At 41.7% G+C, this 21,884-nt stretch carries 18 protein-coding genes; 16 read left to right on the top strand and 2 right to left on the bottom strand.

Annotation, left to right across the window (positions count from 1 at the left end):
- Positions 1-42 precede the first annotated feature (42 nt).
- From IWX76_RS02585 to IWX76_RS02555, 7 genes are all read left to right on the top strand, one after another.
- The gene (locus IWX76_RS02585; RefSeq protein WP_196858290.1) at positions 43-3,546 is read left to right on the top strand and encodes a TonB-dependent receptor; all 3,504 of its coding nucleotides are present in this window, start codon (positions 43-45) and stop codon (positions 3,544-3,546) included.
- 29 nt (positions 3,547-3,575) lie between these two features.
- On the top strand, positions 3,576-5,456 hold the full coding sequence (locus tag IWX76_RS02580) for a RagB/SusD family nutrient uptake outer membrane protein (protein WP_196858289.1): 1,881 nt from the start codon (positions 3,576-3,578) through the stop codon (positions 5,454-5,456).
- Positions 5,457-5,501: 45 nt separating this feature from the next.
- Entirely contained in the window at positions 5,502-6,467 is a 966-nt protein-coding gene (locus IWX76_RS02575) for a formylglycine-generating enzyme family protein (RefSeq protein ID WP_196858288.1), read from the top strand.
- A 36-nt stretch (positions 6,468-6,503) separates the two neighbouring features.
- The gene (locus IWX76_RS02570; RefSeq protein ID WP_196858287.1) at positions 6,504-7,826 is read left to right on the top strand and encodes a Gfo/Idh/MocA family protein; all 1,323 of its coding nucleotides are present in this window, start codon (positions 6,504-6,506) and stop codon (positions 7,824-7,826) included.
- Positions 7,826-8,851, top strand: a complete 1,026-nt coding sequence (locus IWX76_RS02565) for an FAD:protein FMN transferase (protein ID WP_334641033.1) — start codon at positions 7,826-7,828, stop codon at positions 8,849-8,851. Before IWX76_RS02570 ends, IWX76_RS02565 begins: the two co-directional genes overlap by 1 nt.
- A 4-nt stretch (positions 8,852-8,855) precedes the next feature.
- Positions 8,856-9,785, top strand: a complete 930-nt coding sequence (locus IWX76_RS02560; RefSeq protein WP_196858286.1) for a hydroxypyruvate isomerase family protein — start codon at positions 8,856-8,858, stop codon at positions 9,783-9,785.
- 134 nt (positions 9,786-9,919) lie between these two features.
- Positions 9,920-10,450, top strand: a complete 531-nt coding sequence (locus IWX76_RS02555) for an RNA polymerase sigma factor (RefSeq protein WP_196858285.1) — start codon at positions 9,920-9,922, stop codon at positions 10,448-10,450.
- A 56-nt stretch (positions 10,451-10,506) separates the two neighbouring features.
- Here IWX76_RS02555 and IWX76_RS02550 read toward each other — a convergent pair whose 3' ends face one another.
- Entirely contained in the window at positions 10,507-11,301 is a 795-nt protein-coding gene (locus IWX76_RS02550; RefSeq protein WP_196858284.1) for an SDR family NAD(P)-dependent oxidoreductase, read from the bottom strand.
- 212 nt (positions 11,302-11,513) lie between these two features.
- On the opposite strand from IWX76_RS02550, the gene glpK reads away from it, so the two are divergent.
- Genes glpK through IWX76_RS02505 form a run of 9 tightly spaced genes read left to right on the top strand, consistent with a single transcriptional unit; the run spans position 11,514 to position 20,245 of the window.
- A complete protein-coding gene (gene glpK / locus IWX76_RS02545; protein WP_196858283.1) occupies positions 11,514-13,013 on the top strand; it encodes a glycerol kinase GlpK in 1,500 nt (499 codons plus the stop codon).
- A gap of 17 nt (positions 13,014-13,030) precedes the next feature.
- A complete protein-coding gene (locus IWX76_RS02540; RefSeq protein WP_196859011.1) occupies positions 13,031-13,762 on the top strand; it encodes an MIP/aquaporin family protein in 732 nt (243 codons plus the stop codon).
- Between the two features lie 6 nt (positions 13,763-13,768).
- Positions 13,769-14,803 carry a N(4)-(beta-N-acetylglucosaminyl)-L-asparaginase gene (locus IWX76_RS02535; protein ID WP_196858282.1) on the top strand — a complete coding sequence of 345 codons (1,035 nt, stop codon included), beginning with the start codon at positions 13,769-13,771 and terminating at the stop codon, positions 14,801-14,803.
- A gap of 28 nt (positions 14,804-14,831) precedes the next feature.
- Positions 14,832-15,575: a copper homeostasis protein CutC gene (locus tag IWX76_RS02530; protein WP_334641029.1), complete on the top strand. Its 744-nt coding sequence runs from the start codon at positions 14,832-14,834 to the stop codon at positions 15,573-15,575.
- Positions 15,576-15,597: 22 nt separating this feature from the next.
- Complete coding sequence (locus tag IWX76_RS02525) at positions 15,598-16,740, top strand: hypothetical protein (protein WP_196858281.1); 1,143 nt, start codon at positions 15,598-15,600, stop codon at positions 16,738-16,740.
- Between the two features lie 49 nt (positions 16,741-16,789).
- Positions 16,790-17,173: a hypothetical protein gene (locus tag IWX76_RS02520; protein WP_196858280.1), complete on the top strand. Its 384-nt coding sequence runs from the start codon at positions 16,790-16,792 to the stop codon at positions 17,171-17,173.
- 2 nt (positions 17,174-17,175) lie between these two features.
- Positions 17,176-17,973 (top strand): HipA family kinase, encoded by a 798-nt coding sequence (locus IWX76_RS02515; RefSeq protein ID WP_196858279.1) that lies wholly within the window; start codon positions 17,176-17,178, stop codon positions 17,971-17,973.
- Complete coding sequence (locus IWX76_RS02510; protein ID WP_196858278.1) at positions 17,951-18,334, top strand: DUF3037 domain-containing protein; 384 nt, start codon at positions 17,951-17,953, stop codon at positions 18,332-18,334. The genes IWX76_RS02515 and IWX76_RS02510 overlap by 23 nt, the downstream gene beginning before the upstream one ends.
- 3 nt (positions 18,335-18,337) lie before the next feature.
- The gene (locus IWX76_RS02505) at positions 18,338-20,245 is read left to right on the top strand and encodes an AAA domain-containing protein (protein ID WP_196858277.1); all 1,908 of its coding nucleotides are present in this window, start codon (positions 18,338-18,340) and stop codon (positions 20,243-20,245) included.
- A gap of 375 nt (positions 20,246-20,620) precedes the next feature.
- On the opposite strand, the gene IWX76_RS02500 is transcribed toward IWX76_RS02505, so the two are convergent.
- Positions 20,621-21,826 (bottom strand): inositol-3-phosphate synthase, encoded by a 1,206-nt coding sequence (locus IWX76_RS02500; protein ID WP_196858276.1) that lies wholly within the window; start codon positions 21,824-21,826, stop codon positions 20,621-20,623.
- Between the last annotated feature and the right edge of the window lie 58 nt (positions 21,827-21,884).

Raw genomic sequence — 21,884 nt, 5'->3', positions numbered from 1 at the left:
CTTGCTACGAACAGATTTTAAACCTAGAAAATTAACAATTTTATGAAAAAAAAAGGACTAAACCATGATGTTCTCTATAACCACTTTTCTAATAAAAGATTAATATTAATGATGAACTGGACATTTGTTTTATCGTTTCTCATTTGCCTCCAAGTATCTGCTAAAACGTTTTCTCAAAAGACAAGGGTTAACCTTGACATGAAAAATGTAAAGTTAAAAGAGGCCTTAGTGACTTTAGAGAAGAAAGGTGATATACGCTTGATGTATAATGAGAACGATATCTCCCTAAACAAAAACATTACACTTGTTGAAAATAACATCCTGATTTCGGATGCATTGCTATTTATCTTAAACGGGACAGGCTTAAAGTACGAAGCGCTTGAAGACGACCTGGTTGTCATAAAATCTATAAGAGCAGACATCATTGTTAAAGGGCAGGTTGTAGATTCGAAAGGCAGCGGGATTCCAGGAGTAAGTGTGAAATTAAAAGGCGCAGAAGTAGCTACTTCAACAGATCAAAATGGACGGTTTTCCATTCAGGTGCCAGCTAATGGAACCCTTGTTTTCTCTTACATGGGTTTTGTTACCCAAGAAGTAGCTGTAAATAACCAAACCACGCTGCCTGTTAAACTTTTAGAAACTAGTCAGGAATTGTCGGAAGTTATTGTAGTAGGTTACGGTACGCAGAAAAAAGCTGTGGTATCGGGTGCAGTAACGGCTGTAAAAGGTTCGGAACTGGCTAAAACGCCAACAGTTAACTTGTCTAACTCCTTAGCAGGAAGACTACCTGGAGTAACGGCGTTACAAGCTAGTGGAGAGCCTGGTTATGATGGATCAACCATCAGAATCCGTGGGGTAAACTCCCTTGGAAATAATGACGCCTTGATTGTGATTGATGGTGTACCTAACCGTGCTGGTGGATTAGAGCGGATTAACCCAAATGATGTGGAAAGCGTTTCTGTGTTAAAAGATGCATCTGCAGCGATCTATGGTTCCAGGGCAGCGAATGGTGTTATCCTGATTACCACTAAACAAGGTAAAACAGGTAAACCTCAGTTTTCTTACGATTTTAGCTATGGCTTACAACAACCAACCAGGACACCAAAAATGTCAAACTCTTCTCAATATGCTGAGATTTTAAATGAGTTAAATATTTTCGGTGCTGATTTACCTGTTAGTGAATGGAAACCTGCCTGGGATGCATTTAAATCAACTGGATCATATGTGCGTGCAGATAATGGTAATACCATCAATGCTGCTTACCGTCCGGACGAGATGCAAAAGCTGGCTGATGGTAGCGATCCATTGCGTTACCCTAACACGGACTGGTTTGGTACCACATTAAAGGAATGGTCACCGCAACAACGCCACAATGTTCAAATTACCGGTGGTGCGGAAAACATCAAATACCTGGTTTCCCTAGGTTACCTGGATCAGGACGGTTATTATGAAAAATCAGCTACGGGCTACCAGCAATATGATATGAGAATCAACCTGGAAGCTAAACTTAGCCAATATATTACAGCTACTTTAGGGGTTACAGGCAGAGAAGAAGTGCGTAACTTTCCAACAGTTGGTGCAGGTGATATTTTCAGGATGTTAATGCGTGGTAAACCAACTGAAATAGAGGTTTGGCCAAATGGATTACCAGGACCAGATATTGAATATGGTTTTAACCCTTATGTGGTTTCAACTGATTTATCTGGGTATAACAGAGATACAAGGGATTATTTTCAATCTACTGGTAAAATTGACATTAAAATACCTTGGGTAGAGGGACTTTCGGTAACTGGTACAGCTTCGATCGATAAATTTTCCGGTCGTCAGAAACGTTGGCAAAAACCTTGGACACTTTACTACTGGGACAAAAAAACCTTTGAAGCGGATGGTGTATCGCCATTGCTAACAGGCTCTGTCCGTTCAGAACGTACGGATGCCAGTTTATCTGAAACCGCAGGTGGGCAATTAGCCATCAACCTAATGGGTATGATAAACTATGACAAAAAGATAGCGGATCATAGTTTTAACCTGATGGCTGGTGTGACCAAAGAGAAAGTGAACAATGATGGTTTTACTGCATCGCGCAGGTATTTTCTGTCTACCGCTTTACAAGAACTTCTTGCAGGTAGCGACCGTGAGCAAACTGTTGGAAATCCAACCGGTACGCCAAATAACTTGTTTAACAGAGCCCGCTTAAGTTATTTCGGTCGTGTAGGGTACAACTATAAAGAGAAATATCTTGCTGAATTTTTATGGAGGGTAGATGGCTCTTATATTTTCCCGGAAGATAAACGTTTCGGTTTCTTTCCTGGCGTATCTGTGGGTTGGAGGCTGTCTGAAGAACCTTTCTTCAAGGATAACGTAAGTTTTGTGAATAATTTAAAATTGAGGGCGTCATGGGGACAAATGGGCGCAGAAGCTTATTTTGGTGATGCATTGGCTGAATACCAGTACTTAAGTACCATGGGTTTTGGTAACTACGTGATCAACGATCAGCTTACACAAACAGTTTTTGAAAATCGTGTTCCTAACTTGGATTTTGGCTGGGAAGTGGCAAACAACGCCAACATAGGTTTGGATGCATCCTTCCTTGATAACAGACTAAGCATGGAGTTAGACGGGTTTTATAATAAACGTACCAATATTTTAATTGCCAGAGGAAACTCCATCCCTGGAAGTTCTGGTATTACCGACAAATTGCCTCCAGTGAATTTAGGTAAAGTTGATAACCGGGGTTTTGAATTCAAGTTCTCTTGGAACGATCGTGCTGGTGAATTTAACTATGGTGTGAGCATTAACGGTGGTTACTCTAAAAACAAAATTGTTTTCTGGGATGAAACGCCAGGTGCACCAGAATGGCAACGCTCTACAGGTATGCCAACTGGATCACAATTGGTGTATGAATATGACGGTGTTTTCAGAGATCAGGCAGAAATAGATGCCACCAATTTAGACTATCGTGCTTTTTCTGGAAAACTTGTTCCAGGTGACATGAAGTTTAAGGACATTAATGGGGATGGAATTCTGAATGGTGATGATAAAGTAAGGCTTGGTAAAACAAGTACACCAACTTTTACCGGTGGCTTTAACTTGAACCTTGGTTATAAAAACTTCGATTTCTCTGCATTAGTTCAAGGTGCAACAGGTGGTGTTCAGATTGTCGGACTTACAGAATCTGGTGATATTGGTAATTTTTTGGAATGGTCGTACATCAATCGATGGACAATCGATAATCCGAGTAATGAGTTCCCTCGATTATCGAACCGTGGACAAACCTATTTTACCGATACCAACAATGCGGCAAATAATACTTACTGGATCAGAAGCAATAACTACATCAGGTTGAAAAATGTAGAACTTGGATATACGCTTGCTGAAGGTTTAGGTAAGAAAATCGGATTGAGTTCTTTAAGGGTATATGTTAACGCTTTAAACTTGTTTACGCTTGATAAAATAAAAATTTGGGATCCTGAGTCTACTAACTCCAGTGCACAATATTATCCTCAGGCAAGAGTAATTAACTCAGGTATCAAGGCAACTTTTTAGTTATGTATAGAATTAGAAAAAATCATCATATGAAACCGATTATTAAAAGCACCACTATATTTATTTTCATTTTTATCGTCACGCTTTCTGCCGGATGTAAAAAGGATTTTCTGTCAGTAACACCTCCTAATCAGATTTCGGCTGAATTGGTCTGGAATGATGCGGCTCTGGCACAGGCTTTCGTTACCGAATTATATAATGGATTAGGTGTTGGCGGGTTTTCAGAGGAAATGCTTTCTTCTGTATCCGATGAATCTATGTTTACGCACCCGAATCGTGGGATTGACCTGGTTAATGCCAGTATTATTAATGCAACAACGTTGGGTTGGGTTAATGATACCTGGGGTTATAACGCAATGTATAACAGAATCCGTGCCTGTAACATCACTATTGAGCGTTTGTCTGAAGGTGGCGAAAATGGAATTGCGGATCAGAACATTAAAGATCAACTTTTGGGCGAAGCCCACTTTTTGCGTGCCTATTTTTACCAGCAATTGGTTCGTTTTTATGCAAGTGTACCACTTATACAAAAGAGCTATGCTTTAAATGACGATTTCGCAGTGAAGCGTGCTACTTATGAAGAGTGTGTAAACCTTATTGTGGCAGATTGTGATGCCGCTGCTACCTTGCTAAACGGGAAAGCGCTACCAAAAGGACGAACTTCTGCAATTGCAGCTAATGCATTAAAATCTCGCGTATTGTTATATGCTGCAAGTGATTTGCATGATATCCCAACAGCTAAAGTTAAGTCGACAGTTATTTCCAGCTATGCTAATCCTGAGTTTTTGGGTTATTTAACAGGTGATCGAACGGCCAGATGGAGAGCTGCCCAGCAAGCTGCTAAAGCGGTTCTAGATGCTGGTACAGGTTATAAAATGACACTTTCTGCTCCAGTTAGTGCAGAAGAAGGTGAAATGAATTACAAAAGCATGGCTATGGGGGGTGGTAGTAAAGCCCCAGGCATTGATGCCTCCGCTGCTTCTGAATTAATCCTGGCTAGGTATTTTATTGACCGCAGTGATATGCGTTTAGGCCGTGCTAACGGCCCCAATGGTTACCATAACTGGGCTGGAAATACACCTGTAGGTTTATTGGTTGACGATTATGAAATGGTTGACGGCACTAAATTCAGCTGGACCAATCCTACACATAAAGCTGCACCGTACCAAAATCGTGATCCGCGTTTTTATGCCACCATTTTGTATGATGGAGCGGATTGGAAACCACGCAACATCGTATCAGGTAATGTTGATCCGGCAAACCAAATTCAAACTGGTGATTACGACCTGATTGAAGATGGTAAATTGATTAACTTTAAAGGCTTAGATACCCGAGGAAGCTCTATTGAAAACTGGAATGGTAGCTGGACCGGCTATTACATGCACAAATTTATTGATTCAGATCCAAATATTGCAGATGCTAACCAGCCTCAATTTGTTCCATGGCCTTTCTTCAGGTATACCGAAGCTGCGTTTAACTATATAGAGGCAAGTATCGAACTGAATGAATTGGATCAGGCATTACTTTGGTTAAACCGCATCCGTTTCCGTGCTGGTATGCCTGCACTTACGGTAAGTTCTCAAACAGAATTAAGGAATGCTTACCGTCAGGAACGCCGTATTGAAATGGTATATGAAGAACAGCGTTACCATGATACGCGTCGTTGGATGATTGCTCCTGAAGTTTTAGGCCGTAAAACAACCTATATCAAGGTATCTGGTAAATTTAAAGCAGGACAAACCAAGACCGCTCCTTACCGTTACGATCCGGCAGTATATACCTATACCTATACTCCAACAGTAGAAACTGCACAAGAGAATCGTAAATGGGAAGATAAGATCTATTTCAGACCTTTTAGTCGCGACGAAATCAATCGAAACAAAGATTTGACACAAAATCCTGGATATTAATACTTATTTGCAGTTACTTAGTAGTGTAACTATATTAACTCAAACATGAACGTTAAAAGAATATTTTTAACCTTTCCGATCCTCATTAGTGCTTTCCTTTCTCCGGCTCAGGAGAAAGGAAAGCCTTATTTGCAACAAATTAACGGTACTTCCTTAAAATTTAGCATGCATCCGGTTCCCTCCGGACAGTTTGTAATGGGAAGCAAAAAAGGGAAACCAGATGAACAACCGCTTCGGGAAGTCAAGATTTTACCATTTTGGATGAGTACTTTTGAAGTAACCTGGGATATTTACGAACCCTTTTTGTATAAGGATTACGAAACTTTAAACAGTACCGGGCCCATCCCTGCGGAAGTTGATGCTGTAACCCGCCCAACAAAACCCTATCTGGACATGACTTTTGGTATGGGGAAAGAAAATCATCCTGCCTTAGCGATGACGCATTACAATGCTATACAGTTTTGTAAGTGGTTATATGCGAGGACTGGCGTATTTTATCGCCTGCCTACAGAGGCTGAATGGGAATATGCCAGCAGGGCAGGGAGTACACATGAATATACTTATGGAGATGATGTAGCTCAATTAGCTGATTACGCCTGGTACAAGGATAACAGCGGTGGTAAAACACATGAGGTTGGCAAGAAAAAGCCAAATAAATGGGGCATATTTGATTTACACGGTAATGTAGCCGAGTGGACATTTGATCAGTATGCAAATGATGCTTATTCAAAAACAAACAGTAAAGTAAGTGACCCTATAGTGGTGCCTGATCAGCTCTATTCACATGTGATCCGTGGCGGTTCTTATGATGATCCCGCAAGTGATTTACGTTCTGCTGCACGTTTAGCATCAGATCCATTATGGAAACAAATAGACCCTCAAATTCCTAAAAGCAATTGGTGGTTTCCAGAAGCACCCTTTATTGGAATGCGTTTAGTGCGACCGGTAACACCGCCTTCGAAAGAAGAAATTGATGCCTATTACAACAAGGCTGTTATTGCCGATTATTAAAGACTCACCATTATTAACCTATATAAACCAAAACAGATGAAAAATGAAGAATTAAGCGGCAAACGCCGGGAATTTTTAAAAACTTCCGCTATGCTTGCCGGAGGCGTATTATTAAATCAGTTCGCATTCGCCGGTGGGCATTCCTCCACTGATGACACCATAAAAATTGCATTGATTGGATGTGGAGACAGGGGTACGGGAGCAGCATTTCAAGCTTTAAGTACAAAACAAAATATTAAACTGGTTGCCATGGCTGATGCCTTTCAGGACAGAATGGATAACAGTTATAAAGTGCTAGCTGATAAATTCAAGGATAAAGTAGATGTACCTAAGGAACGTCGTTTTGTGGGTTTTGATGCTTATGAAAAGGCCATTGCATTAGCCGATGTAGTTCTACTGGTAACTCCTCCGGGTTTTAGACCGATGCATTTCGCAGAAGCCGTAAAACAAGGTAAACATGTTTTTATGGAAAAACCTGTAGCGGTAGACGCCCCGGGCATCCGTCAGGTATTGGCTACGGCAGAAATTGCTAAACAGAAAAAATTAAACGTTGTGGTAGGTTTGCAGCGTCGCTACCAAACGAACTATAGAGAAGCCCTGAAGCGGATCCAGGATGGCGCGATTGGCGATGTTGTAGGCGGACAAGTGTATTGGAATAGTGGTGGTGTATGGGTGAAAAAACGTCAGCCTAACCAAACTGAAATGGAATACCAAATGAGAAACTGGTATTATTTTAACTGGTTGTGCGGTGATCATATTGTTGAACAACATGTTCATAATATTGATATAGCTAACTGGGTTAAAGGGTCTTATCCGGTTTCAGTTCAGGGAACAGGTAGTCGCGCCTGGAGAACAGGAAAAGACTATGGAGAAATCTATGACAACCATGCAGTGGAATTAACCTACGCAGATGGAGCGGTAATTTATAGCCAATGCCGCCACTTTGAAGGGACACAAAACCGGGTAGATGAAACTTTCCAGGGTACAAAAGGAAAGACTTACCTATCGGCAGGCAATAACGCGGTGCTTTGGGACCATAACGGAAAAGAAATATTCAACCACCCTACAAAAGGTAATGCTAATCCATACCAAACCGAACATGATGAATTATTTGATGCCATTTCTAAAGGTGAGTTTAAGTTTGCTGATGCGGAAAGAGGTGCTAAGAGTTGTTTTACTGCCATCATTGGTAGATATGCAACCTATTCCGGACAGATTATTAAATGGGATGATGCATTAAAAGCAGAAAATAGTTTAATGCCAGCCGAGTTAAGTTGGACTGCAAACCCGAAAGTAATGCCAGATGAGAATGGCCTTTATGCCGTGGCTACGCCTGGTAGACACAAAGCCTGGGTTTAATGTTTAAATCATTACTTTGTATCATGTCGTTGTTGACCTGTTTCTATCATCAGTATACAGGTCAACAACAGTATGTGATACAGGGTTATGCCCAGGGAACAGATTACACCGTCAAATACTACGCATCTCATGCCTTGATTAGCAAAAGCGCTATTGATAGCCTATTGTTAAAAATAGATTCGTCGATGTCTTTATACAAACCCTACTCCTTAATCAATCAATTTAATGCATCTGAAAAGGGCTGTCATGTAGACGATCAGTTTGCCACAGTAATGCGGAAGTCATTTGAAATTTACAGAAATACCACTGGTAAATTCGATGTAACTGTTGCCCCTTTAGTACATGCCTGGGGATTTGGTGCGCAGCCTGTGCAACGCTTTCCAGAAAAAAAGGAAATTAAAACCCTGTTAAAGGTAGTCGGCATGGATAAATTAATCCTCAAAAACAACAACTTCCTCGAGAAAAAGCATCCGGGGGTGAAAGTTGACCTTAATGGAATTGCACAAGGCTATAGCGTTGATGTAGTGGCTGATTACCTGATCAGCAAGGGAATAACCTCCTTTGTGGTGGAAATTGGCGGAGAGCTTCGCATTAAAGGCCTAAAACCTGATGGCTCATCCAGAAGAATAGGAATAGAGGGGCCTGCATTAGTTGAAGACGGAACACCCCAAATCAGGCACATTGCGAGTATTTCTGAAGGTGCAATAACTACCTCAGGTAACTATCGTAAATTCCTTCAAAAGGGAGCTAAAAAAATCACCCACCTTATCAATCCTAAAACAGGTTATCCATTGGATAACCAAATGATCAGTGTGACTGTTTTTGCTAAAGACGCAATCACTGCCGACGGTTATGATAATGCCTTAATGGCCATGGATGTCAATGAAGCACTTCAATTTATAGAGCATAAAGCCGGCCTGGAGGCATATTTCATTTATCACCAAAAGGATGGGCAAGTGGCCGATACATTAAGTCGGGGTTTTAAAAAATTGATCATTAAATTAAAAAGGAACCACAAAACTTAAAATCATGAACAGAACAGAATTTTTAAAAAATACGCTGCTTGCAGGAGGCGCTGTACTCACCGGATCAGCGATGGGTGCTACAGCAGCTACAACAGAAAGTCCATATGCAGCACAAAATGGAAAAACCTTCAACATGGATTATGCTCCCCATGAGGGAATGTTTGCTAATCACGCGGGTAAAAGTTTCACTGACCAGATACAGTTCATGTACGACCAGGGATTCAGGTCTATTGAGGATAATGGTTACTTAAATCGTCCTGTGGCACAGCAAGAGCAAATTGGCAAGTTGCTGGAGAAATTGAATATGCGGATGGGCGTATTTGTTGTTGATGGTGGTGATAATTGGAAAACATCGCTTACTACAGGGAAAAAAGAATTTAAGGATAAATTTGTGGACACCTGTAAACGTTCTGTAGAAGCTGCAAAACGGTGTAATGCTAAATGGTTAACTGTCGTACCCGGTTTCTATGAACGCAAACTTCCGTACGGTATACAAATGGCCAATGTGGTTGATGCTATGCGTGCAGGTGCAGAAATATTTGAGCCACACGGACTGATCATGGTGCTGGAAACGCTAAGTGATACTCCAGAATTGTTTTTGCAGCAAACGCATGAAACATATAACGTTTGTAAAGCTGTAAACAGTCCGTCTTGTAAAATCCTGTATGATATTTATCATATGCAAAAAACAGAAGGACATTTGCTGGTAAACATTGACCGTTGTTGGGATGAAATTGCCTATGTTCAGATTGGCGATAACCCGGGAAGAAAAGAGCCCACCACTGGGGAGATCAATTATAAAAATGTATTTAAACACCTGCATCAAAAAGGTTATAAAGGAGTTATGGGAATGGAACACGGAAACTCCATTGCTGGTGCTGCGGGCGAGAAACGCTTGATACAGGCCTATAGAGAAGTGGATAATTTCATGTAAAATGAGTGTAATAGCTTGTGTAATAGGTGTAAATACGGTAACAAAGGTAAATACCTGTAACGTGTTAATTCTGAAATTATGACATTCTTGGTATAAGAATTGTTCAATTATAGTTACCTAAATTAAACAGTGCTATGGAAAATAAAACGACAGATTTTAACCAAGAATTGTACTTATATAAGGACTCCTTACGTTCTTTTGCCTTTTCATTTACCAAAGATGCTGATGATGCTGATGACCTAGTACAAGATACTTTGTTAAAGGCTATACATTACGCTACTAAATTTAAAGACGGCACAAATTTAAAAGGCTGGTTGTACACTATTCTTAAAAACACTTTTATTAATAGCTATCGCCGTAAAACAAAAATTAATTCGCTAGTGAGTGTTACGGATGAGATTACATCAGATCAGCTAAAGTTCAGTGCCTCGAATAACAAAGGCGAAAATAAGTGTATGATGGATGATATTCATAAGGCTTTAGATAAATTACAGCCAGAATATTATATCCCATTTATCAAATATTTCGAAGGGTACAAGTATCACGAAATAGCCCAGGAACTCAATATTCCTATAGGCACGGTAAAAACCAGAATACATGCAGCCAGAGGAATATTAAAGAACAATTTAAAGATGTATCAGGAGCAATTTTCCAGACCTAATTAATTTAACCGTATTAACTAACCCGACCTGCTTATAATAATTAAGCAGGTCGGGTTTTTTTATGGCTTATCCACTGGTTTTTGTTGTTCATTCATCAGGTGTGCTGCTGCCTGGTCAGTCAACAGGTTCGTCATGCCTACCTGAAGTTTGTTTTTCAAGCCTGATACCACCTTATCCTTTCCTGCTAAAAGCGCAGTGTAACCATCCTTAGCCACCTTTGCTGGATCCGCCTTGTCCTGCTCCTTTACAACCTTACTGCTGTTCATATCTGCTTTATTAAAGAAATCAGTTTCAGTAACTCCAGGCAATAGTGCGGTTACCGTAATATTAGTTTCTTTTACCTCTTCGGTTAAGGCTTCAGAAAAGGAAAGTATGAAAGCTTTTGTTCCATGGTAAACCGACTGCCAGGGCCCTGGTACTTTACTTGCAATAGAGGCGAGATTCAGTATCATGCCCGAATTTCGGTTGACCATATCTTTCAAAAAATCTTTCGTTAGAATAACGACCGCAGAGATATTAAGTTCTATCATGTCAAGTTCTTTACTCAGGTCGGTGTCCTTAAATTCCCCATATAAGCCCTGACCTGCGTCATTTACCAATACCTCTACCTCAATGCCATGACTTTTAACAGCCTGATAAATGGAAAGTGTATCTTCCCGTTTAAACAAATCTTTAACTAGGGAAATAACTTCCACACCATAGGTGCCTAACTCATTTGCACATTTATTTAATTTTTCCTTATCTCGCCCAATGATGATGAGGTTGTAGTGGTCTTGGGCAAATAACTTTGCCAGCTCAAACCCTATTCCACTGGAGGCTCCAGTGATTAATGCATATTTTTTATGATTAGCCATAATGTTCATTTTAAAGGTGTTCGATATAAAAAAAAACACCATGCCGTAATAAATGTTTTTGGTATTCACAACCTGTATTTTTTTCTCACTCTGGTTTCTCAGTCCAATTTTCGTTAAAATATTATCACCTCCCAATTAAAAAAAATCCTTTACTTTTAATCATCTTATTTCCTGCAACAGTAAATAAGGCTACAATCTAAACCAAATATCATATGGAGAAGTACATCATGTCCTTTGACCAAGGTACAACCAGTTCCAGAGCAATCATTTTCAATAAACAAGGCGTTATTGTTTCAACCGCCCAAAGAGAATTCAAACAAATCTATCCAGAGTCTGGTTGGGTAGAACATGACGCGCGCGAAATCTGGTCCACACAAATTGCGGTAGCCACTGAAGCCGTATTAAAGGCAAACCTTAAATCGGCCAATTTAGCGGCTATTGGTATTACCAATCAAAGAGAAACCACGGTGGTATGGGATAAGGCTACGGGCGAACCCGTGTATCATGCCATTGTTTGGCAAGATCGCCGAACGGCGGCCTATTGCGATGAGCTGATCCAACAGGGCCTGAGCTCCGAAATACAGCGTAAAACCGGATTGATCATCGATGCCTATTTCTCAGCAACTAAAATTAAATGGATACTGGAACAGGTGCCGGGTGCGAAAGAAAAAGCTGAAGCGGGCCAACTCTTGTTTGGTACCATTGACACCTGGCTAATCTGGAAATTAACCGATGGCCTGGTCCATGTTACTGACGTAACCAATGCTTCCAGAACTATGTTGTATAATATTCATACCCTAAGCTGGGATCCTGATTTATTGAAACTGTTTGGTATTCCAGAAAAAATGTTGCCCGTAGTGAAGTCAAGTAGTGAGGTTTATGGAGAAACTTCAGGAAGTTTATTTGCACAAAAAATACCTATTGCAGGGATTGCTGGCGATCAGCAAGCCGCTTTATTCGGCCAAATGTGTACAATACCCGGCATGGTGAAAAATACCTATGGCACTGGGTGTTTTATGCTCATGAATATCGGCGAAACGCCTATTCTGTCAAAAAATAACCTGGTAACCACTATTGCCTGGCAAATTAATGGGAAAGTCCAGTATGCACTGGAAGGCAGCATTTTTATTGCCGGTGCGGTGGTGCAGTGGCTCCGTGACGAACTTAAAATCATCTCCACCTCAAGTGAAGTGGAAACATTGGCTGCACAGGTCTCTGATAATGGGGGAGTTTACCTGGTTCCTGCTTTTGCTGGTTTGGGTGCACCTCATTGGAACCCCTATGCCAGAGGCACTATTTTTGGCTTGTCACGGGGTTCAAATAGCGGACATATCTGTCGTGCCGCCTTAGAAAGTATTGCTTATCAAACCATGGAAGTGCTTCAGGCGATGGAAGCCGATGCTGGAGTGAGCATTAAAGAACTCCGTGTAGATGGCGGAGCTACGGCTAATGACCTCCTGATGCAGTTTCAGGCTGATGTATTGGGCGTTGATGTGGTGCGGCCAGACGTAACCGAAGTGACGGCTATTGGCGCAGCTTACCTCGCTGGACTGGCAACGGGTTACTGGAGTAGTATTGATGAAATTCAATCGCAATGGAAGGTCAACAAACAGTTTGAACCCCGGCATGATGAACACCTTCCGGGAATGATAAATAACTGGAATAAAGCGGTAAGTGCGGTCAAAACCTGGGCCATATCAACAGAAAAATAAACTATAACCTTTATATGATGAATGGATTTATTGCTGAAATTATAGGAACCATGTTTGTTATTTTGATGGGCAACGGCGTAGTAGCCAATGTGTTGCTGCACCAAACCAAAGGTAACAACAGCGGATGGATGGTCATTACCACGGGTTGGGCACTTGGGGTATTTGTAGGTGTTGTGGTAGCAAGCCCTTTTAGTGGCGCTCATTTAAACCCCGCCGTAACCATTGCCCTTGCCATTGCCGGCAATTTTAGCTGGGCCCTGGTTCCTTCCTTTATTCTTGCCCAATTTATTGGCGCTATGCTCGGTGCACTCTTGGTCTGGCTGGTCTATAAGGATCATTTTTTGCAAACCAAGGATCCCAATTTAAAAGCTGCTGTTTTTTGCACCAGCCCGGCTATCCGTAACACCAGCTCCAACTTATTTAGTGAAATCGTTGGTACGTTTGTACTCATTTTTGTGATATTTCATTTCACTAATGCAGAAATGGGGACAGAAAAAACACCTGTTGGCCTGGGCTCACTGGGGGCAATACCTGTTGCTTTTTTAGTTTGGGCTATTGGACTTTCGTTAGGAGGGACCACAGGTTATGCCATTAATCCCGCGCGTGATCTTGGGCCACGCCTAATGCATGCGCTTTTACCTATCCCAGACAAAGGGAGTGGCAACTGGCGTTATGCCTGGATTCCTGTTATCGGACCAATTATTGGGTCAGCATTGGCTGCTTTACTATATTTGTATTTTAAAGCTTAAAACCTAATGACCCTAAACAGAAGAAAATTCCTTACCTCCGCCACTATTTCCGCAACCTTACTTGCCCTTGATCATAAAAGTGCAGGTGCCATGATTCCTTCCAGTTCCCCCTCCATGATCACACCCATCGTTATTTCCACATGGGATTTTGGTGTCGCTGCTAACCAGGCAGCCTGGAAAGTGCTGCAGGCAGGTGGGCGCTCGCTTGATGCCGTTGAACAAGGCGTTTGGGTACCTGAAGCTGATCCCACCAACCAGACCGTAGGTTACGGCGGTTTGCCCGACCGTGATGGCAGGGTAACACTCGATGCCTGCATTATGGATGAACATGGCAATTGCGGCTCCGTAGCCGGCTTAGAGTTTATTAAACACCCCATATCTGTAGCCCGCCAGGTGATGGAAAAAACACCACATGTTATGCTGGTAGGCGATGGTGCCTTGCAATTTGCCTTAGAAAATGGATTCAAGAAAGAGAATTTGCTCACTAAGGAAAGCGAAAAAGCCTGGAAAGAATGGTTGAAAACCGCTAAATACGAGCCCACCATGAATATCGAAAACAAGCTTTATGATAAGGTGGCGCCAACTAAGTTGCCTGGAAACCAATATAATCACGACACCATTGGCATGTTAGCTATCGATAAAGCTGGTAACATATCCGGCGCTTGTACCACCAGTGGTATGGCTTACAAACTACATGGGCGGGTGGGTGACAGTCCCATTATTGGTGCCGGACTTTACATAGACAATGAAATTGGCGGTGCTACTTCTACTGGCGTTGGCGAAGAGGTAATTCGCAATGTAGGTAGCTTTCTTGTGGTAGAACTCATGCGTCAGGGCTTAAGTCCTGAAGACGCTTGTAAAGAAGCTGTAATGCGGATCATTAGAAAGAAACCAGCCATTGCAAAAGAAATCCAGGTAGGCTTCCTTGCCATCAATAAAAAAGGGGAATATGGCGCTTATGCCATCCAAAAGGGATTTACTTTTGCCGTTTGTCATGCTAAGCAAAATGACCTCACTATTCCAGGGAAAAGTTATTATTAAATAGTATTTAAAAACCGATAAACTTACCATGGAGCAAATACAAATGGAAGTCTGTGCAAATGGCCTGACTTCGGCTTTAGCCGCTCAAGAGGGAGGAGCCATCAGGGTTGAATTGTGTGATAACCTTGGAGAGGGTGGTACCACACCCAGTTACGCCCAGATCAAGTTAGCAACAGCACAATTAAACATGCAGGTATATCCGATTATTCGTCCTCGCGGGGGCGATTTTTTATACTCAGCCTTGGAGTTTGAGCTTATGAAAGCGGATGTTCAATGTTGCAAAGATTTAGGTTGTGATGGCGTAGTGATTGGTATGTTACTAGCTGATGGGCGTGTAGATAAAACCCGGTGTGCTAGCCTTATTGCGCTTGCACGACCCATGAAAGTAACATTCCATCGTGCTTTTGACCGTACAAATGATTTAAAAAGCGCCCTTGAAGACATCATAGCCCTGGGCTGTGATCGGATTCTTACCTCAGGGGGCAAACCCACGGCACTGGAGGGTGCTCTAGTTATTAGAGAACTCCTAGACCAGGCAGCCGGACGTATTGAAATTATGCCTGGTTCAGGAATCAGGGAACACAACGTCAGGGATATCATCGAAGTCACCGGCGCCAAGGTATTTCATGCCACCGCAAAAATACCTGTTTCCTCCACCATGCAATACATCAATGAGTTTTTAAACCAGGCAGCATCAGCCGATGAGAATAACCATGAGCTTACTACCACTACAGCCGTCCATAAATTAATTCAAAAGGCCAACGCAGGTTAAAAGCTACATTAAAAGCAAGTCAATGTCTACCAAAATCGAAGTACTTTCTTCACCTTCTGCACAAACGGTTTCTACCTCCGGTCAGCATGCAACAGTCGATCTTCAGTTTTCCCTCCATCGCAAACAAGGAGTCATGGTTCCACTAGGCATCCCAAATGTTAAGAATCAACCTTCAGATCCATATTTTCACTTTAATTATTCCATCATACAGCAGGCTGCGACAACACTTATTTTTGAGGTGAGAAACGTTACTGGTCAACTGTATTACCAATCAACAATAGCACAGGCCTACCTGCAACCTGGTCATTACCGTCTTTTATGGGATGGGTTTGATTTAGCTGATACTTTCGACAGCCGGTGTTTTAACCATAAACCCTTAAAAGCCAGTTTAATTGTATCTGGACCTCAGGGCAGCAAAACGCATTCTGTTTTTTTGACTACACGTTATCAGGTGGTATCCTGGTTGGACCTACTGATATCACGATCTCAAAAGCGCATAAACATAACCTTGAGGACTAATTTTAAAGATGGCGGTGCTGCTGCGGTTCATCATCAAGACCTGCCCACAGATGACGGACGTACCAAAAGCTTTGAAGAATTGTTGCTACTTGCACAGGATGGGTTACAATATTATTGGAGTCGGAACCAAGGTCACCCGGTAGGCAAAAATATTGTCTTAGCGGATGGTAATGCCTATGAAGTTTTCGTCGAAGCCATTAACACGCCTGTGTATGCCATAAAAACACCGAAAATAGTTTATCAATCCAACGCCCGGTTACGGAGGTCGCGAAATTGGGAACTTTCCAGAATCTTATTTTATAATACAGGTAATCTAAGGCATGCCAAAAAGTGGTACACAAAAAAAGAAGCGCAGGCCAATGCAGACTATAAACTAATCGCTGCACATGAAATAGGTCATGAGATTTTACTCGCCTACGGCGGACATATTTATTCAAAAAGTCACAAAGGAAGTTCTACCATTCTTACACAACGACCACTGGGCAATTACCTGTATCCAGCTCACGGAGAAATAGATTTAATGTTGTACTATGCAAGCTATCCGAAACAACCTGTACTAATTGATATTCACCAGCGAACAATAGCCAGTGAAACCGATGTTAAAAGTCTGATCTGGCTCGCACAGATCGCTTATCAATTAGTTTGATATCATCAATTATATTAATAAATTGGTTTTAAACTTAAAAACACTAATTATGAAAAAATTACAAATACTTCTTACAGGTTTAGTTTTACTCGTGCTGTTGTCTGTAAATGTGAAAGGACAGGACAAAACAGACTACTTTATTGGAAAATGGGATATCTTTGTGGCCGGCACGCCAAACGGCGATGTTAAGTTTATACTTTCTTTAGAAAGAAAAGACGGCTTGTTATCGGGAACTGTAAATGATGCAGCTACAAATGCAGAGATCTCCAAAGTGACAAAAGTGGAAGAAAAAGATCAAACCATTACCGCTTATTTCTTTGCCGAAGGCCATGACCTTTCTCTTTTTCTAGATAAAAAAGATGATGTTAATGTGGTAGGGAACTTATTAAACATGTTCGATGCCACTGGCAAACGTATTACAGAAGCAAAATAACTATGATCAACCATCCACCTCATCTGCGTACAGTAAACGTGATCAGGTATGTAACCCCTTTACGAGAAGGAGGGTCCATGCCTGCACTGGCTGCTGCCGACGATGAGTTTTTATATGTATTAAAATTCCGGGGTGCCGGACAAGGGCCACGTGCCTTAATTGCCGAATTAATCGGAGGCGAGATTGCAAGAGCACTTGGACTGCGTGTACCGGAACTGGTATTTGCAAATCTCGATGAAGCTTTTGGCCGTACCGAGGCCGACGAAGAAATACAAGACTTGCTTAAGTTTAGCGTAGGACTAAACTTAGCCTTACATTACCTCAGTGGCGCCATTACTTTTGACGCCACTGTTGATACCATAGATCCACAATTGGCCTCACAAATTGTATGGCTCGACTGTCTGCTCACCAATATGGACCGCACAGCCAGAAACACCAACATGCTGATGTGGCATAAAGAGCTCTGGCTTATTGACCATGGGGCATCCCTGTACTTCCACCATTCCTGGAACAACTGGCAGGAACAAGCCACAAAACCTTTTTTCTTAGTCAAAGACCATGTGTTGTTACCTCAGGCCTCAGCACTGGATACGGTAGATGAAGCGTTTTGCGAAATACTTAGCCCTGAATTTATTGCATCTGTTGTGGCTTTAATTCCAGATGCCTGGTTAGGTGATGAATCTACTTTCCAGACGCCTGAAGAACACCGCCAGGCTTACCTTTATTTTTTGAATACCCGAATTGCCCATTCATCCACTTTTGTTAAAGAAGCGCAACATGCCAGAACAGTACTTATATGAATATGCGCTGATTCGGGTTGTTCCAAGGGTTGAACGCGAAGAATTTCTCAATGTTGGGGTCATCATGTATTGTGCAAAAAAGAAGTTTTTAAAATTAAACTATACGCTTCATGCAACAAAGCTACATGCTGTAGCCCCTCAACTTGATTTAGAAGAACTTGATCTTCATTTACAGGCCATGAGTAGCATTTGTGCCGGCAACAAAGATGCCGGAGCTATCGGGCAACTGGATCTTCCTTCCAGGTTCAGGTGGTTAACGGCCACCCGAAGTACGGTGATTCAGCCTTCCAAAGTACATCCGGGCTTTTGTGAAGATGCCGACCACACCCTGGAAAAATTACACCACAGTCTGGTCTTATAACCCATGGAATATTTTAGCCGTTTACTCCAGCTGCTGCAAATGGAGCAGGAGGAGGACCTTCGTACTTATCAAAAATTAACCTCATCATCATCTGTAGCCGATCGCCGGGGTTATGGTCTATCCTGGTATCCAGTGGCCATCAGGGGATCAGAAATGAGTCGCGGTGATTACCTGAGTGTAGAATTCGAAAGAACTACACATCATGATTTAAGTCACCAATTACGCTTTGGCATGCCAGCTGCGCTATTTTCTAATCACGATCCGTATAAAGACCGGCTAGAAGGTATAATTTCCTATGTAGGCGGTAACAAGCTGAAATTAACTTTAAAAACGGATGAACTACCCGACTGGGCTAGCGACGGAAAGTTGGGAATCGACTTGTTGTTTGATAACAACAGTTATGATGAAATGAAAAAAGCCATCAAAATGGCTGCAGCACCTGATGAGCATTATAACTCAGCTTCGCTGATAAAAATATTGACAGGTGAGCGCAGTCCGGGCTTTCAAACCCCGGCTTACTTGCCTATCATCGATTCCTTAAATCCATCGCAGCAACAAGCGGTTTATAATATCCTCTCCGCTCAGGAATTGGCTATTGTGCACGGGCCGCCGGGTACCGGTAAAACAACCACCCTGGTTCAAGCTATTAAAGCCCTGATTCAACAAAATCATCAACAGGTATTGGTGGTGGCACCAAGTAATACGGCGGTAGACTTATTAAGTGAAAAGCTTGCTGCACAAGGTTTAAAGGTAATTAGGGTAGGTAACCCCGCTAGGGTGTCAGCAGAGCTGATGTCCTTAACCCTAGACCATCATATATCTGGGCATCCCATGATGAAAGATATCAAGGTCCTTAAAAAGCGCGCTGCTGAGTATAAAAACATGGCTCATAAGTATAAGCGCAATTTCGGCAAGGCAGAGAAGGAACAGCGGAAAGCACTGTTTGACGAAGCCTATAAAATGATGAAGGAAGTGGATAAAACGGAGCAATACATTACCGACCAGGTGTTGGATGCTGCACAAGTTATTGCTGCAACGTTGGTGGGTGCAAACCACTATACCGTTAGGCAGCGGAAGTATGCTACTGTAGTGGTCGATGAAGCTGGCCAGGCGCTGGAACCGGCCAACTGGATCCCGATACTCAAAGCAGAAAAGGTTATTTTCGCAGGCGACCATTGCCAGCTAGCACCTACAATTAAGTCAAATGACGCTGCTAAAGGAGGACTCAGCCGCACCTTGTTTGAAAAGTGTGTAGAATTACATCCCCAGTCTGTAGTGCTTTTAGAAGAGCAATACCGCATGCATGAGGACATTATGCAATACGCTTCCACCGTGTTTTATCAAAATAAACTGAAGGCACATGCCACGGTAGCTCAACACTTGTTGTTTGCCGATGATAAGCCTTTATTATTTCTGGATACTGCTGGCTGCGGTTTTGAAGAAAAAGCTGAAGGTACAAGCACCACTAATCCAGATGAGGGCGTCTTTCTAATAAAACACCTTACTGCTACCATTAACAATTTAAAAACAAACTATACGATAAATACTTTCCCTACCATAGCCATCATATCACCTTACAAACAACAGATCCAGGTATTGAAAGATTTGCTATTGCAGTCTCCCGAATTGAATGATTACACTTCAAAGATTACGGTTAACACCATTGACAGTTTTCAAGGCCAGGAACGAGATGTTGTTTATATCAGCTTAACCCGGAGCAATCAGGAGGGGCAGATTGGCTTTTTAGCCGATATCAGGCGTATGAATGTAGCCATGACACGGGCAAAGAAAAAACTTGTGGTGATTGGCGACAGTGCAACGCTTTCCCGACATGCTTTTTATGATGATTTCATTCAATATGCTGAACAGCGAAACGCTTACCACAGCGCCTGGGAATTTATGGCCATTTAAAAAATAGACTTACTTATTTTCCGTTTTCCTTAATCTGCTTTAGGATAAGCTTGGGTTTCTCCTAAACAGACCGGGAGGGTTTAGCCGGTGCCCGTAAAGTCAATAAGAGTTTCCATTGAAGGCTGCTGGTTTTACAAAATCGTTACACATTTTTTAGACATCAATTCTTAGTTATAAGGGCCTTAGAAGGGGGTTAGAAGGGCCTTTGAAGGGCCTTTGAACGGCTACAGCCGGCTAAACACCCTTATAACCCCCTCTTAACAGCTACTTAACGGCCATTTATTTAGCATTCCATCTGACTTTTGTAAATGAAAGAACATAAAAAAAGGGCTGCTTCCATAGAAACAACCCTTGTTATCAGTAAGATGTTATGTGTTAAGCAACAACTGCTTTTTTCAATTGTTTTTTAGTGGATTCCGTTAATTCACGGTTTGCCAATGCATGACATTCTAAAATGGCGTCGCTAAACATCATTTGTTGTGGTGGTGTTTTTTGAGTCGAAGCAGATGGCCCTCTTAAAGCACCTACTAAACCTAATTCTCTAGCTACATATACATAACGAATGGCGTCAATTACTACACCGGCTGAGTTAGGAGAATCCTGAACAGATAACTGCGCATCAAAAATAACAGGTGCACCCATAAATCCTTCTAATTCCAAACGGAAGTTAGCTACTTTATTGTCGCCATAGAAAGGAATATATTCTGAAGGTCCGGCATGTAAAAAGCTGTTTTCTGTCGAAATACCCCTGATGTCATTTTGTGCCCTGATTACATTCTCTTTAGAGATTTTCTTAGATTTTAGGCGATTTTTATCTTCCATATTTAAGAAGTCGGTATTACCACCAACATTTCTCTGGATGTGTGCTTTCACATGGTGACCACGCTCAAATGCAAGTTCTTGTAACATTTGAGAAACGATACTTGCACCAAACTGGCTGCGCATATCATCACCAATGATCGGGATACCTGCATTGATGAATTTTTGTTCCCAAACTGGATCAGATGCGATGAAAACCGGGATGCAGTTAACCAAAGAAATACCTAATTCAATGCAAATTTCTGCATAGAATTCTGTAGCCAACTGTGATCCCACTGGTAAATAGTTAATTAACACTTCAACTTCATGTGCTTTTAATTGTGCAATGATGTCGTTTCTAAGCGAATAAACTAAATCCTTATCATAAGAAACAGCGTCTTTTAATAAATCAGTAGTTTTTAAATCGGCAGCAATAACAAACCTGTTAGCTTCAGGGTATGCTTCCATTTGAGGGGATACACCATCTAATACAGGTGATCTGTAGATAGGAGCCTCCGTTCTAACATCATCATTTAATATAATCGTACAATTAGGTTTAGCAAGAATGGCATCTTTTAACGGCGTGCCAATTTTACGCTCATCAATTTCAAACCCGCATACAAACTCTATATTTTTAGCCTTATAACCTCCAATATTATCAGTCATTAAGCCTGATTTCTGCTCACTGTTTTTTGTGTAGTATTCTACGCCTTGTACAAGTGAACTAGCGCAATTGCCTACGCCTAAAATTGCAACTTTGATTTTATTATCCGGGTTATGCATTATATGTGTAAATATTTAATTTAGTGAATTCGTGTAGTATTTAAAGTCTGCAAAAATA

It is taken from the genome of Pedobacter sp. CAN_A7, from assembly GCF_015752175.1.
In the GTDB taxonomy this organism is placed as follows: Bacteria; Bacteroidota; Bacteroidia; order Sphingobacteriales; family Sphingobacteriaceae; genus Pedobacter.
This window is presented reverse-complemented; position numbering and strand designations above follow the sequence as displayed.